Annotated in this window: 11 protein-coding genes; 8 read left to right on the top strand and 3 right to left on the bottom strand. The window is 58.4% G+C overall.

The genetic code is table 11. The annotated features are described in order from the left end of the window. The 3 genes from GGQ66_RS01465 (at nt 1) to pncB (ending at nt 4,013) form a co-directional block, all read left to right on the top strand. The gene (locus GGQ66_RS01465; RefSeq protein ID WP_183788636.1) at nt 1-1,632 is read left to right on the top strand and encodes an ABC transporter ATP-binding protein; all 1,632 of its coding nucleotides are present in this window, start codon (nt 1-3) and stop codon (nt 1,630-1,632) included. 23 nt (nt 1,633-1,655) lie between these two features. Then, the gene (locus GGQ66_RS01460) at nt 1,656-2,615 is read left to right on the top strand and encodes a 2-hydroxyacid dehydrogenase (protein ID WP_183788634.1); all 960 of its coding nucleotides are present in this window, start codon (nt 1,656-1,658) and stop codon (nt 2,613-2,615) included. Nucleotides 2,616-2,708: 93 nt separating this feature from the next. Beyond that, the gene (pncB, locus tag GGQ66_RS01455; protein ID WP_183788632.1) at nt 2,709-4,013 is read left to right on the top strand and encodes a nicotinate phosphoribosyltransferase; all 1,305 of its coding nucleotides are present in this window, start codon (nt 2,709-2,711) and stop codon (nt 4,011-4,013) included. An 88-nt stretch (nt 4,014-4,101) separates the two neighbouring features. Here the strand turns inward: pncB and GGQ66_RS01450 are convergent, their stop codons facing one another. The 3 genes from GGQ66_RS01450 to GGQ66_RS01440 all read right to left on the bottom strand — a co-directional run bounded on the left by GGQ66_RS01450 (nt 4,102) and on the right by GGQ66_RS01440 (nt 6,260). After that, a complete protein-coding gene (locus GGQ66_RS01450; protein ID WP_183788630.1) occupies nt 4,102-4,437 on the bottom strand; it encodes a hypothetical protein in 336 nt (111 codons plus the stop codon). A 363-nt stretch (nt 4,438-4,800) separates the two neighbouring features. After that, a complete protein-coding gene (locus GGQ66_RS01445) occupies nt 4,801-5,556 on the bottom strand; it encodes a hypothetical protein (protein WP_183788628.1) in 756 nt (251 codons plus the stop codon). Then, nucleotides 5,553-6,260: a competence protein CoiA family protein gene (locus tag GGQ66_RS01440; protein ID WP_183788626.1), complete on the bottom strand. Its 708-nt coding sequence runs from the start codon at nt 6,258-6,260 to the stop codon at nt 5,553-5,555. Before GGQ66_RS01440 ends, GGQ66_RS01445 begins: the two co-directional genes overlap by 4 nt. A gap of 214 nt (nt 6,261-6,474) precedes the next feature. Here GGQ66_RS01440 and GGQ66_RS01435 point away from each other — a divergent pair, with 214 nt between their 5' ends. The 5 genes from GGQ66_RS01435 (at nt 6,475) to GGQ66_RS01415 (ending at nt 14,351) form a co-directional block, all read left to right on the top strand. After that, nucleotides 6,475-7,212, top strand: a complete 738-nt coding sequence (locus tag GGQ66_RS01435; RefSeq protein ID WP_183788624.1) for a hypothetical protein — start codon at nt 6,475-6,477, stop codon at nt 7,210-7,212. Between the two features lie 193 nt (nt 7,213-7,405). Then, the gene (locus tag GGQ66_RS01430; protein ID WP_183788621.1) at nt 7,406-8,422 is read left to right on the top strand and encodes a HamA C-terminal domain-containing protein; all 1,017 of its coding nucleotides are present in this window, start codon (nt 7,406-7,408) and stop codon (nt 8,420-8,422) included. Beyond that, nucleotides 8,419-10,983 carry a DEAD/DEAH box helicase gene (locus tag GGQ66_RS01425; protein WP_183788619.1) on the top strand — a complete coding sequence of 855 codons (2,565 nt, stop codon included), beginning with the start codon at nt 8,419-8,421 and terminating at the stop codon, nt 10,981-10,983. Before GGQ66_RS01430 ends, GGQ66_RS01425 begins: the two co-directional genes overlap by 4 nt. Nucleotides 10,984-11,289: 306 nt before the next feature. Beyond that, complete coding sequence (locus GGQ66_RS01420; protein ID WP_183788617.1) at nt 11,290-12,510, top strand: SIR2 family protein; 1,221 nt, start codon at nt 11,290-11,292, stop codon at nt 12,508-12,510. Beyond that, nucleotides 12,507-14,351 (top strand): ATP-binding protein, encoded by a 1,845-nt coding sequence (locus GGQ66_RS01415; protein ID WP_183788615.1) that lies wholly within the window; start codon nt 12,507-12,509, stop codon nt 14,349-14,351. Before GGQ66_RS01420 ends, GGQ66_RS01415 begins: the two co-directional genes overlap by 4 nt. The last annotated feature ends 33 nt before the right edge of the window (nt 14,352-14,384 follow it).

The raw sequence follows: 14,384 nt of genomic DNA, 5'->3' as shown, positions 1-14,384 counted from the left end.
ATGACAGAACAGAAAACGCCGCTTCTTTCCGTAAAGAACCTCTCGGTTGCCTTCCATCAGGGCGGCAAGACGTCGCTCGCGGTCGATGGTGTATCCTTCGACATCATGCCGGGCGAGGTCGTGGCGCTGGTGGGGGAATCGGGCTCCGGAAAATCGGTGTCGGCCAATTCCATCCTCAGGCTTCTGCCCTATCCTGCGGCGAGTCATCCCTCGGGTGAAATCCTGTTTCAAGGCAAGGATCTGTTGAAGGCCGACGAGCGCACGCTGAGGCAGGTGCGCGGCAACGACATTACCATGATCTTCCAGGAGCCGATGACCTCGCTCAATCCGCTGCATTCCATCGAGAAGCAGATTGGCGAGATCCTTGAACTCCATCAGGGCATGACGGGTAATGCGGCGCGGGCGCGTATTCTTGAGCTGCTGAATCAGGTCGGCATTCGCGAGCCGGAAAAGCGCCTGAAGGCCTATCCGCACGAGCTTTCCGGTGGCCAGCGGCAACGCGTGATGATCGCCATGGCGCTTGCCAACCGTCCGGCGCTCCTGATTGCCGATGAGCCGACGACCGCGCTCGACGTGACCGTGCAGGCACAGATTCTCGAACTGCTGCGCGATCTGAAGACTGGCCATGGCATGTCCATGCTGTTCATCACCCATGATCTCGGCATCGTGCGCAAGTTCGCCGACCGCGTCTGCGTGATGACGAAGGGAAGGATTGTCGAGACCGGACCGGTGGAAGAGGTCTTCAACCGACCGCAACATGATTACACGAAGCATCTGCTGTCCGCCGAACCGCGCGGCGAGCCGCCGCGTGCCGATACATCACGTCCGGTGGTGATGGAGGGCGACGACATTCGTGTGTGGTTCCCCATCAAGGCCGGCTTCCTGCGCCGTACCGTCGATCATGTGAAGGCGGTCGATGGTATCGACGTGACGCTGCGCGCCGGCCAGACGCTCGGCGTTGTCGGTGAATCGGGTTCCGGCAAGACGACGCTCGGTCTGGCGCTGACCCGTCTGATTTCCTCGAAGGGACGGATCGCCTTTCTCGGCGCGGATATCAATGCCTATTCCTTCAAGGAAATGCGCCCGCTGCGCGACCGTCTGCAGGTCGTGTTCCAGGACCCCTATGGCTCGCTTTCGCCGCGCATGACGGTGGGCGACATCATTGCCGAGGGGCTTCAGGTGCATGAGCCCACGCTCGATGCGGAAGGGCGCGACGCCCGCGTGGTGGAGGCGCTGAACGAGGTGGGGCTCGACCCCGCCACCCGCTGGCGTTATCCGCACGAATTTTCCGGCGGCCAGCGCCAGCGCATCGCCATTGCCCGCGCCATGGTGCTGAAACCCCGCTTCGTGATGCTGGACGAGCCGACGTCTGCGCTGGATATGAGTGTGCAAGCGCAGGTGGTGGATCTGTTGCGCGATCTCCAGAAGCGTCACGATCTCGCCTATCTCTTCATCAGCCATGACCTGAAGGTGGTCAAGGCGCTCGCCAACGACATCATCGTCATGCGCGCCGGCCGCGTGGTGGAGCAGGGCCCTGCGGCAGAAATTTTCGCCGCGCCGAAGGAGCCTTACACCAAGGCCTTGCTGGCTGCCGCCTTCAATCTTGAAGCCCGCCCGGCTGTCAGCCAGTAACGAAAGACCAGAGGAAGCCTGTCATGCGTGCGAAAAGCGCCATCATTCTCGACCTGAAATTCGCACGCGACAATCTCAAGCAAACGATCCAGACCTTTTTCCCCGATCGCGAGATCATCGATCTGGCGGAACCGGACAATGCAGCCCGTGACCTGTCTGGCATCGATTATGCGGTGGTTTGGAAGCCGGATGCTGATCTTTTCCGCCGCGCGCCCGATCTGAAAGTTCTGTTCTCTGGCGGTGCGGGTGTTGACCACATCATGTCGGTCGAGGGGATTCCCGATATTCCGATCGTCCGCTTTGTGGATCGTAACCTGACGACCCGCATGAGCGAGTGGATCGTGCTGCAATGCCTTATCCACCTGCGCCGCGTTCTGCCCTATCTGGAACAGCAGAAGAAGCGTGTGTGGAGTGAATTCCTTCAACCGGAAGCCTCGGAAATCACCGTCGGTCTCATGGGGCTCGGCGTGCTCGGGCTCGATGCCGCCGCCAAGCTCAGGGCACTCGGCTTCACCGTCATCGGTTGGTCGCGCACGAAGAAAGAGATCGAAGGCATGGAAACCTTCGATGCCACCGGCATGAATGACTTCCTGTCGCGCACGGATTTCCTCGTTGGCCTTCTGCCGCTGACCCCGGAAACCACCGGCCTTTATAACCACGATCTCTTCGGCAGGCTGCGCCAGGGCGGTGCGCTCGGCAAACCGGTCTTCATCAATGCCGGGCGCGGCAAGAGCCAGAACGAGGCCGATCTGCATATCGCGCTGACGGACGGCACACTGGGTGGCGCGTCGGTGGATGTGTTTGCGGTGGAACCGTTGCCGGAAGCGAGCCCGCTCTGGGGGCTGGATAACCTCGTCATCACCCCGCATGCGGCAGCTCCTTCCGAGCCGGTGGCGCTGTTTCAACTCATGCAGGAGCAGATCGGGCGTTTTGAACGGGGTGAAACGTTGCAGTTCACCGTGAACACGGCGGCAGGCTATTGAGGAATTGCCGCTGTCGAGGGTGGACAGCGGCAATGGTTATTTCCTAGTCTGCCCTCTTGAGGGAGAGCGACGCAGTTCGCGGGGGATGCGCAGATGACGAAGACGGATATTGCAGCGCGTGTGTTCAACCACACGTTCAAGCTGGACCCGATCATCCGCAGCCTGATCGACACCGACTTCTACAAGCTTTTGATGCTGCAGATGATCTGGAAGCTGCATCCGGATGTGGATGTCACCTTCTCCGTCATCAACCGCACCAAGACCGTGCGTCTGGCCGACGAGATCGATGAGGGCGAATTGCGCGCCCAGCTCGATTTCGCCCGCACGCTGCGCCTCACCAAGAAGGAAATGATCTGGCTCGCCGGCAACACCTTCTATGGCCGCGCCCAGATCTTCGAGCCGGAATTCCTCGCCTGGCTTTCCACCTATCAGCTTCCGGAATACGAACTGGTGAAGCGTGACGGGCAATATGAACTGACCTTCCATGGCCGCTGGAAGGATACGACGATGTGGGAAATCCCCGCACTCGCCATCATCAACGAGCTGCGCTCGCGCGCCGCCATGCGCAATCTCGGCTTCTTCACGCTGGATGTGCTCTATGCCCGCGCCAAGGCCAAGATGTGGGCGAAGGTGGAGCGGTTGCGCGAACTGCCGCGGCTCAAGATTTCTGATTTCGGCACCCGTCGTCGCCACTCCTTCCTGTGGCAGCGCTGGTGCGTCGAGGCACTGAAGGAAGGCATCGGCCCGGCCTTTACCGGTACGAGCAATGTATTGCTGGCTATGGATTCAGATCTGGAAGCCGTCGGCACCAATGCCCATGAATTGCCGATGGTGGCGGCAGCCCTTGCCAACAATGACGACGAATTACGCGCCGCGCCCTACAAGATCCTGCGCGACTGGAACAAGCTGTACGGCGGCAACCTGCTGATCGTTCTGCCCGATGCCTTCGGCACGGCGGCGTTCCTGCGCGGTGCGCCGGATTGGGTCGCGGACTGGACGGGCTTCAGGCCTGACAGCGCCCCGCCCATCGAGGGCGGTGAAAAGATTGTCCGCTGGTGGCAGGAGAAGGGCCGCGATCCCAGGAAGAAGCTGCTCATCTTCTCGGATGGCCTCGACGTCGACGCCATCGTCGATACTTACCGCCATTTCGACGGGCGGGTGCGTATGAGCTTCGGCTGGGGCACCAACCTCACAAACGATTTCGCCGGCTGCGCGCCGAGCGAGATCGCCGGCCTCAAGCCCATTTCAATCGTCTGCAAGGTCACGGAGGCCAATGGCCGTCCGGCTGTGAAACTGTCCGATAATCCGGAAAAAGCGACCGGCGACCCGGCCGAAGTCGAACGCTACCTGAAATTCTTCGGTCAGGAAGATCGTGTCGCCCAGCCCGTTCGGGTCTGACCCCGAACGGGCATCAAGGCCACGCCGGGCATGAAAAAGCCCCTGCGGGAGATCCCGAGGGGCTTTGGATAAACGTCTTCAGACGGCATCACCGCCAGTTTTTGGTCCAGCCCGAATGCGCCGGCGGATTACGGCTCAGGCTGCCGATCAGATAGCCGACCGCCATGCCCGACAAGGCCGCAATCGCAGCAACGGATGTCGCGGCGCCCGGATTGTCCCGAACGGTTTCAAGCGCCTGCTGGCCGCCTTCGCGCACGGTGGACGCCGCGCGGCGCAAGCCGCCCCTGGCTTCATCCAGCCGCTCCTCAGCCTTTTCCTTCAATGACCCCGCCTGCGACGACACCGACTCGGTCAACCCGGCAATCTGCTCGCGCAATGCCGCAATCTGCTCTTCGATGGTTGCTTCGGTCAATTTCTGAGCCACGTTTCATCTCCTTCGTGAGTATTTGAAGGAAAAACGCAGAACCACAAGGAAGGTTCCCGGCAAGCAATCAGGCAGACGCGGTGAAGAGCAGGGAGGTCATCGTCTGGAGAAGAAATGGCGGGCCGAAGACGAAGAAACGGAGAACTACACCTACGCTATAGCCCTCCAAAATTGAGGCGCAAGCGAATGGCTGGCCACGTCAAGCGCTGTGGCGGCGCGTGCCGTGGCAATGAAACTGCGGCTTGGTGCCGGTGCCGATCTGCATCAAGATCCGGTCAGCCCGCACACATCGACGTATTGTCGCGCTATCTTCTGCTATTTTCGCCGGCCAAAGGGGCCGTAGATTCAGGAACGGCGGACGAACTATCGCGCAGACTGATAGGCGGCGATCGCCGCTTCCTTGGCGTCGTTCAACGCCTGCAGCTCGTTCTGAAGCTTCCCGGTCGCGGTCGGGCCGGACAGCGTAATGATACCGATAATGGCAAAGCCGAAGTCGAGGCAGGCGCAGATGCCGCGGATCGTCTCGTGGTGGCCTGAGCCGTATAGGCTGGTGTAGGTGACGGCCACCATGCCGTCCGGTCGATCTTCGTTGATCGACACATGGCCGAAAACGCCCTTCAGATTGGGGTGCGCGCCGTAGTCGATCGCGCCCTCGTAGGCCTCTTTGGCGAGCCTACCGATATCCGGAGCCTTATGGGCAAAACCCTTGATCGCCTTATCGAAGGTGAAGGCGTTGCGGCAAGCCTTCTTGTCGGCCTCGCTGCGGTGTCGGTTGCCCCAGACCTCGGAAAGGGCGGGCTGCTGCTCCATGAGGTAACCATAGCTTGCAGATTCGAGGGCGGTCCGCAGAAGTGGAAAAACCGCTGCCGGATGCCCGCTTAATGCCATGCGCGCCGCGCCGAGGAACATCTGGTAGGCGTTGAGGAAGAGGACGAAGGCGAAGGCCGACGTCGGCGATACGTGATCCCACACGTCGCGCCGAAAATAGGCGTCGTACTGCAACAGCGCCTTCAGCAAGGGGCTGTCGGCTGCCCGCAGCTCGTGCACGGTCTCCTCGGCCGCCGCCATGTATTGCACGAGCCCGTCGCCCAACTCGACCCGTGCTTTGCCTTCCTTCATGCGCCGCCCGTCCACTGGACGGAGCGGATGAAGTCTTCCCGACTCCATCGAGTGAGCGCGTATTCGCCCTTTTTGAGGGGAATTCCGCCGGTTACGCGCCGCGCAAGCTCGTCGCCGGCGAGGAAGAAAATGTGAGTTTCGCACTCAAGGAAAACATAGCCCGTCGCTCGTTTCCACTTCTCGATGAACTGTTTGCTACGGCCCATCCACTGCATGATCGCATAGCGGCGGCCATCGATCTCGACGGGCCGGGCTCCCCAATTCATTGAGGCCTTGAAGCTCCAGCCGGTGAAGCTCGACGGCCCGTCATGAACGTGGACGAGCCAATACATTCGGTGGCCCTGACGATAAAAGGCTTCGCGTGCCGCTCGTTCCTCCTCCGAAATCGGAGAGTATTGCAGCTCCAGAACGGCCGCGTGCGCGGTACCAGCGTTGCAAAGCACGTCGGCCCTGTGGCGCTCGCCGGTCGCTTGGTCGATCAGACCGACCTCGCGGCAGTTCTCGGGAAAGGCCTCTTTCCAGCCTAGATGCCAGGGGCCTTCCGGTTCGCTCCATGGATCGCAATCCCCGGCCTTGTGCCGCCAGTGCCTGACATTCTCGACCGGCATGACGGAGGTCAGCAACCCGCCGCAATCACGGCAGACCGTGCTTTCCCCTTTTGTGAGGGGGGCGCGCTTTATTCCGTCAATCCAAGCGTAAAGCATCCATCCCCGCTACAGTGTTTTGGGCCTTTCAGGATCGGCCTCCCGGAAGCGCCGAGTCTAGTCGAATCTGATTTGAACATTAGCGTGAGGTCTTTCCGGGAGGCGAGGAAGGCAATTCCGTTTCTATAAAGACATAGCTTTATACGAGGCGGATGTCAGTGGCCGTAGTGTCCAAGATATTTTAGGATCGTAGATGACGACAGGGAGGGAAGGTGTGGCAAGGAAAAGTGCTGTATCGAAGGCGATCTACACGCGCCACATCCGGCTTTACCGCTATCTCAACGACGCATGGATATTTACGTCGCTGCTGCGACCGGAGTTGAAGACGCGCGCGGACAAGCTCCAGACTTCAAAGAGCAAGGCAAAAAAGCCCTATCCGGTACCGAAGCGCAAAGGCACGGTGACAAGCCGGCGCCGGGACGAGGATATCGGCTTGATCTTCTACGCCCAGCACGAGCGGGGCGTCTTTGAGACGAACATCGTCTCGATGGTGTCGCGGGTCGAAGCCTTCATCCAGGACTGTATTGCGATCGCCGCGAGTACCTTTCCCGCCAAGCTATCGGTTCTGGCGGACAAGAGCGGTATTCCCCTCGACCTGTTCCTTGAGCACGAGGACCGGGATGACGTGATCCGCCGTTTCGTCGCGCTGAAGTGCGAGGGACTGATGTTTGGCAAACCGTCCGAATATCTCGACAAGGCGGCGAAGGTGCTGTCGATTGAGCTTGAGCCAGAAACAGTGCGCGCCTTCATCGAGATCAAGGCCTCACGGGATATCATCATCCACAACAGCGGGCTCATCAACAAGCTCTACGTCGAGAAGGCGGGCGAAAAGCGTCGGGGCGAGGCTGGGGAAGAACTGATCATTGACGATGCTTATTTCCGGCACGTCATCGTAACACTAAAGGCGCTGGCCGGGGCCATCCAGTCGAAGACGGAAGCGGTCTACAAGTAGCTGCTCCGCTCCTGCGGCGTGACGCCTTTTTAGCGGCGGGTATCTCAGGATCAATGGGCGTCCGAGTTTAGAATAAAGCTGAGCGTGTTTGAATGGCGCGATCACGCGAACGGTTGGGCGACGTAGTTGCCGGTTGAAAAGCCCATAGATTCAAAGTTGGTGTTGACCTAACCTGCTTGAAAAGGGGGTGGACTTGGCTAGCAATGACGTAACAGCAGTCGAAGGGGAAACTGCGTGGGCGACGGACCAATTGGCTCTCGCTGCCGCGATGACTGCACTTCTGAAGGACCACGCGGGCCTCGGTATCCGCCTGAAGGAGGTCCCGTTCGACTGGACGTCTGGGATGCACCGGCTCACAGGTAGCTTCCACTACATCACCTTCGCTGATGGCGTTCCCACGGTTCAGGAATTTGTCGAGTACCTTTATGACTGCCTGATCCCGTACTGCCTGCCAAAGAGCAAGGTCCGGGATGCGCTACAGGGGATCGACCCCGTTCTCGATTATCACCGCATCGTCAGACTTGGCGACGATGCGAAGAGCTTGTTTATCAAGGCGAAGAATCAACTCGAGTCTGGTGGAGAGCCGGGAGAGCTAATCCTCTATGCTTTGCTGGAATGGGTGCTAAAGGCACCGCGTCTGGTCTCGAAGATGTACTTGAAGACTAATAGCAACATGCCCGTTCACGGCACGGATGGCATTCATCTTGGCTACGACGAAGCCAAGGATGTTCTGACCATCTATTTTGGCGAGTCTAAAATATACCAGAGCTTTTCGTCGGCGGCTGACGCTGCGTTCACCTCTATGGCCGAGCTCCTGGCGAATGCCGGTCAGATCTCTCGTGAGATTGAGATCCTGAACAACCTGTCCGACCTCAACAGCTTGGACCCGGCGTTTCGGGCGAAGATCGCGGACTATATCAACCCGTACTCCACGTCGAAGCTAACGCTGCAAAAGCGTATCGTTCACGCATGCCTGCTTGGCTTTGAGTATGCCGCTTACAACCGCATCCTTGATCTTGAACCCGACAAAGTCGCATCGGCATTCGAGGAAAAGTACAAGAAGAGGATCGGCAGCGCCTGCCGCGTGATCGAGCGCCACTACGGCAAGCGCCTGCCGGTAACCACGAACCTGCATCTCTTCCTTCTGCCGTTCCCGTCCCTAAAGATCTTCAGGGCGGCCTTCTATGAGAAGCTCGGAGTGGCGGCATGAGCTTCGTGGACGGGCTTTGCGAAACGATCAGCGGCGATCCCCGCTTCGCGGCCGACTATGAGGCCATACTGCGTCAATCGATTTTGAGCGGCGCGGGCTTCGCTGACGGCCCTGCGCTTGAAGAAGAAGTCCTGCGGCGGCTCCTTCAAAGCGCTACGATATTCGCGCAATCTGAAGAAGCGGAATGGCGGCAGCTCGCCTATCGCATTAGTGTCGGATCGCTAGCCTACAGCGAAACTCTCGCCGGGATCAGGGGTGCGTCCAGACTTGTCCTGGCGCGTCTTGGAAATTACCCCGCGATCAAATTCGCGTTCAAGGGCGAGGCGGAGCCAAGGACGCTCACTGAAGGGGTGTTTTACGAGATCCTCGGCCGTCAGCTGGACAATACCGTGCACATTGGCGAGCGCAGCGCCGTCCTTACCGACATGCAACGGGCGGTCTGGGAGGCCTTGGTGTCTGGCTCCTCGCTGGCGCTTTCCGCGCCCACCTCGGCGGGCAAATCGTTTGTGTTCCTAGCGTATATTGAACATCTAAAGCGAACGCGTCCGAACGCTAACCTAGTCTATCTTGTGCCGAGCCGCGCCCTGATCAGCCAGGTTGCCACGGATTTGCGCGCAGCAAGCCTCGACAATGCGTTCGAGGTGACGACGGTGCCGATACCGGCAGCGCCGACTGATTTAGGCACGCCGATCTATGTGCTCACGCCGGAACGGCTCCAGGTGCTCTTTCATACGGCTCCTGACCTCAGCTTCGACGTGGCGATCGTCGATGAGGCGCATCTTATCGGCGAGGGCTCCCGGGGAGTGGTCCTGCATTCAGTCTTGCAGGACCTGCAACGGCGTCACCCCGACATGCAGTTCCTGTTCTCGTCCCCGCAAGTTCGAGAACCGGCCGTCTTCGGCACGGTGGTCGGCCGCAAGAGCGTCAAGGTGGTCAAGACCAAAGACTCCCCCGTCGCCCAGAACATCATCCTGCTGAACCGCAGAGCGAGCGACGATAAGAAGATCGATATGCTGCTATGGCGGGACGGCGAGAAGACCCCGCTCGCGGAGATCGATGCCGCGATCCCCATCTACAATTCCCATGATGGGCTCGTGTATCTGAGCTGGGCTCTTGGAAATGCCTCTCAAAGCCTCGTTTACGCTGTGGGTCCTGCGGCATGCGAGGATATCGCTTTCAAGATCAAAGAGCTGTCGCAAGATCCGGCGGTTGCTGAGGTGGTGCCTTCCTCCGGACCCGGTGAGCTATCTGTACAGGTTCGCAAGGACCTGACTGCCTTTGCGAAAGAGGCGGTCCATCCGAGCTACGTGCTTGCTGAAACCGTGGAGGGCGGCGTCGGCTTCCACTATGGCCGCATCCCTCCGCTGCTGAGGAACGCGGTTGAGAGTGCCTTTGCTGACGGGCATCTCGACTACATCGTCTGCACAAGCACGTTGCTGCAGGGCGTTAATCTGCCCGCGCGTAACGTGTTTATGCAGAACCCCCATAAAGGAGAAGAGAACCCGATCGAACCCGTCGATTTCTGGAACCTCGCGGGACGTGCCGGTCGCCTTGGTCGGGACTTCCAGGGGAACGTCTTTCTCGTCGATTACGATGAGTGGGAATCGAGTCCGCTCTCCGGGCCGAAGGATGAGCCCATCAAGCCGTCGCTTGAGACCACCCTGACCGACACCTCGGCCGAGCTGCTGGAGTATATAGCGGCGACGGACCGTCCATCGGGCGAGTCTCCGCATTTGGAAGCCGCCTTCTCAAAGCTCCTTCGCGATCGTCGGCAAGGGCAGCTTGACGATACCCTTGACCTCCTCAGCGGATTGTCGCCGCAGACACGGGCGGGCATCACCTCCGCCCTGGCGATCGCTGACAATCATATCGGTTTGAACGTGGAAACGCTGGCGGCCAGCCCTCAGATTTCGGGGTACCGGCAGCGAGAACTCTACGATTATATGATCGAGAAGATCGGGCAAAAGGGTCCCGACTATCTGATCCCGCTGCATCCTATCGCGGGGTGGAAGGAAGCGCTCGACAAGCTGCGACCGGTTTTTGCCCGGGTGCACAAATATCTTGAGCTAAAGAGCGGCCAGCATCATCGGTACTGGGCTCCTTTGGCTCTTCGCTGGATGCGCGGTGAGCCGCTGCCGATGATCATCGAGGAGGCGATCAAGTACCACAAGAGCCAGGGGAAGAACCGGTCCAGCCGGACGGTCATCCGAGAGGTGCTGACGGATGTGGAAAGCAGTCTCCGGTTCAAATACGTGAACATGCTGGGCTGCTACGGAGCTGTGCTGAAAGAGGCCCTGATCGCAACCGGACACGCTTCTCACGTTGCAAAGATACCGGCGCTGCCCCTGTATCTGGAGCTTGGGGCAGCATCGCAAACGATGATCCAGTTTATCAGCCTCGGTCTCTCTCGCCACACGGCGCACATCCTGTCCGGCCTGACGATTAACAGGGATATGGATCTAGGATCAGCGCGACGCTTCCTCTCCCGGCTGACACCCGAGACAGCAGGGCTATCGCCTTACGTGGCAGGGGAACTGAGACGAGTGCTTCAAAACGTCTAAGCACGCACGTGGACGAAGCGGGACAGTGGAAAACTGTTCAGGGATGCGAGTTAGTCTGCCAGTCGCGGTGCAGGTTGCCGCTGGCAAAACGTAGGTCCACTTCCGGCGTCTTTCCGTACGAATGCAGTCTGTCAGCAACCGGCCCCGTTGCTGTCTCCAGCCCGCGGGAGCTCGTGGATAGGGTCTTTGACCTGTGAGATTTACGTGACACCGCATTTTGCAAACGATAGTAAAGGTGCGGCGGGGGAGCATGTAATACGTTGCTATCAGCATGTCCCCGTTGACGGTTGGACCATGAGGGGCTCAATGGCACAAGACGCCGATATTGCTGAGCAGTTCGAGAAACATCTTAACAGTCCGAAGCAAACTTGGCTTCTCGGAGCGGGTGTCAGCTATCCTGCCAATATTCCGCTGATGTATCCGTTGACTGATCGTGTAATGGAACTGGCAAGGGGCGACCTTTTCGCAGCCGACGCCGACGCCCTTCGCGTTCTGGATTTTGTTGTCCGGGATTGCGCTGAAACCTCACATATCGAGCATCATCTGACTCACCTTGGGGATCTCATTTCCATCGCTGAGCGATCGCGTACCGGCGGCATAGATATTGGCGGAGGACGCGTTTCAAAGGAGAAGCTCGAAGAAGTCCATCAGGGGCTCATTGAGCAAATCGCGTCGACCGTAAGATGGGGTTATCGGGCAGCGCGTAAGAACGACGAGGGTGAGATAGTCTCCGAAGCGCAAGTAGGTAGCCAGAGCGGCGCCATCATAGACATCTCAGGACACCGGAAATTTGTCGAAGCCGTGTTCGGCACCAGTCGTGCTGGCCTCGATTTTGTACGAACGCCCGTTGAATTCTTCACCACCAACTACGACACATTACTGGAAGACGCCCTCGCGTTAGCCGGGATCGAGTTCCAAGATGGATTTATCGGCGGCGGCGTCGCGTTCTGGAATGCTCGGAATTATGCGAGCCAAACAGGGACACGGGCCGTCGTATCGAAACTGCATGGCTCAATCGACTGGTATAGACCGCGTTCTGGCACGACAAATTTGCTGCGAGTAAGGCATGGGGACACCTATCCAGGCGATGGCGGCTCGGTCATGATCTATCCGCAAGCGACCAAATATCTGAATACGCAGCGTGATCCTTTCGCCGAAATCTTTCAAAGATTCCGGCAGCGGCTATCCCATGGAAGCGATCACGTCCTGCTCGTTTGCGGCTACTCTTTTGGAGACGAGCACATTAACGCTGAGATCGAAATTGCTATGTCTTCTTCGAGAAATCAGTTGACTATAATTGCTTTCAATGACGAGCCGAACGGAGAACTGCCCGCGACCGTAAGGGAATGGCAGTCGAAATCTTGGAGTCAACGGCTTTTTGTTGCGAGTCCGAAGGGCATCTACCAAGGATCAATAGGGCCAGTCTTTCCCATTGAAGAAGGAAAGCGGGACTGGTGGACTTTTGATGGAGCGGCAACGCTTCTTGCCAGCGGACTTCCAAAGGACATTCAGGACGCAATGGCATGAGCGCATTTCTTCTGGATACCGATTTGGAGATTGGCACAGTCTTCGAGGTTGCTGGTAGCGCCATAAAAATCGCGCTCAAGCGCGACATCACCGAACTTACTAGGAGCCATAGCGGACGAGTTTATGACGTAGGCCAAATAGGCAGCATTGTGAAAATGCACCTTGGGCGTAGAATTCTATTCGCCACTGTAAGACTCCTGCGGCTCCAATCTGATGAAGAAGCGGCGGCGCTTTCAACGACTCAGGGCAAGTCTTTCGATCAAGACCGCAGGGTCATAGAGGCCGACATGCTTGGTGAAGCATGGTTTAACCCCGCAGAGAAGGAACTCTCCTTCAAGCGCGGGGTTTCGACATACCCTCTACCGCTTCAAGCGGTGCATCTGATCACCAAGGAAGAGACCGACAAGTTATTTGCCAGCGCAGAGAAGGCATCCGAGGATGGCGCAGACCGATTAGTGACCATCGGTTCTTATGTAGGAGCGACGCGCGTATCTTGTCGTGCCAATATGGACAAGCTTTTCGGCCACCATTGCGCAATCCTCGGCTCTACGGGGTCTGGAAAATCTAGCGCGGTAGCAGCCGTAATCCACTCGATTTTAGAGCATCAATGCCGACCCGAGCAGAGCACCAGACCTTGCATCATTCTGATTGACCCGCACGGAGAGTATGCTTCCGCGTTCGGCAACAGGGCCAAAGTCTTTCGAGCATATGATGCGCTGGGGAATAACCCCGATGACGTGTCCACGCTGAAACTCCCGTACTGGCTCATGTCGAGCGACGAGTTCCGCTCGCTCGTTATCGGTAAAACGGAATTCGAAGCCACGTCTCAGGCAAACACTGTCTATAAGGCGCTTGCCCACGCACGAATGGTGGGTGCTGGTCTAGCTCGCAGCGCGGCTGGCGGAATCCCTGCTGATCTTCCGCCGGGACAACATCCAGAACAACCTATGCCCATGGCCGGAGTGAACGAAGATCACCTCGTATCGTTCGACCGTGATAAACCTCGTCCCTTCACCCTCTCTGAGTTCGAAACTCACATTAGAGAGCGTCAGGCGAAGCGCAACGGTCCCAATTGGACCGACGTGACGGCGTCGGATTTCCAAAAGGACTATGCGTCGATACTGAACAAGTTTCGCGTGCTCAGGACTGACCCCCGGGTTCAGTTCCTTATGGAAGAGCATGGTCCGGACGCACCGAGCCTTCCTGACGTTTTGTCTCAGTTCCTGAATGTGGATGGAGCGGACGATGCCTGCTTGAAGATCATAGACATTTCAGGATTGCCTAACGAAGTGGCCGGACCATTGACGGGCGCAATCGCGCGCCTGCTGTTCCAATACAAGCTCCACCAGACGCGAGAAGAACGCGAACGAGACCCTGTGCTGTTCGTTTGCGAGGAGGCGCATCGCTACGTACCAAATCGTGGCGACGCTCAGTACGAGGTGGCGCAAACAGCGGTACGAAGGCTTGCGCGCGAGGGACGCAAATACGGTCTTGGCCTTATGCTTGTCTCGCAGCGACCGTCCGACATCGAGGATACGGTTATATCCCAATGCAATTCGTGGATCGTGTTGCGCCTCGCAAACAGCACTGATCAAGAACACGTTGCCCGCATCTTGCCGGACAGCCTAGCAGGTATGACCAAAGTGCTCTCTTCGTTGCCTAGGCAAGAGGCGCTTTTCGTTGGTGAAGCAGCGGCCATTCCTTCTCGGATAAGGCTGCGAACTCTCAGCCGAGACCAGTTACCGAATTCACACGATATTTCCTTTGCTGAAGGCTGGTCCTCAGAGGGCACGACAGCGGCGACGTTGGCAACGATTGTAGGAAGAATGACCGCTTTCTGAAGATAGCTAGCGATGAATCTGGGCAGGCGCGGC

This window comes from Allorhizobium borbori (genome assembly GCF_014196535.1).
Lineage (GTDB): Bacteria > Pseudomonadota > Alphaproteobacteria > Rhizobiales > Rhizobiaceae > Ectorhizobium > Ectorhizobium borbori.
The sequence above is the reverse complement of the archived record's forward strand: the minus strand, read 5'-3'. Positions and strand labels throughout refer to the sequence as shown.

Bases quoted from the DNA above. Each gene is read 5' to 3' on its own strand.
- GGQ66_RS01465 (WP_183788636.1), top strand. From the start codon at position 1: ATGACAGAACAGAAAACGCCGCTTCTTTCCGTAAAGAACCTCTCGGTT.
- GGQ66_RS01460 (WP_183788634.1), top strand. From the start codon at position 1,656: ATGCGTGCGAAAAGCGCCATCATTCTCGACCTGAAATTCGCACGCGAC.
- pncB (WP_183788632.1), top strand. From the start codon at position 2,709: ATGACGAAGACGGATATTGCAGCGCGTGTGTTCAACCACACGTTCAAG.
- GGQ66_RS01445 (WP_183788628.1), bottom strand. From the start codon at position 5,556: ATGAAGGAAGGCAAAGCACGGGTCGAGTTGGGCGACGGGCTCGTGCAA.
- GGQ66_RS01440 (WP_183788626.1), bottom strand. From the start codon at position 6,260: ATGCTTTACGCTTGGATTGACGGAATAAAGCGCGCCCCCCTCACAAAA.
- GGQ66_RS01425 (WP_183788619.1), top strand. From the start codon at position 8,419: ATGAGCTTCGTGGACGGGCTTTGCGAAACGATCAGCGGCGATCCCCGC.
- GGQ66_RS01420 (WP_183788617.1), top strand. From the start codon at position 11,290: ATGGCACAAGACGCCGATATTGCTGAGCAGTTCGAGAAACATCTTAAC.
- GGQ66_RS01415 (WP_183788615.1), top strand. From the start codon at position 12,507: ATGAGCGCATTTCTTCTGGATACCGATTTGGAGATTGGCACAGTCTTC.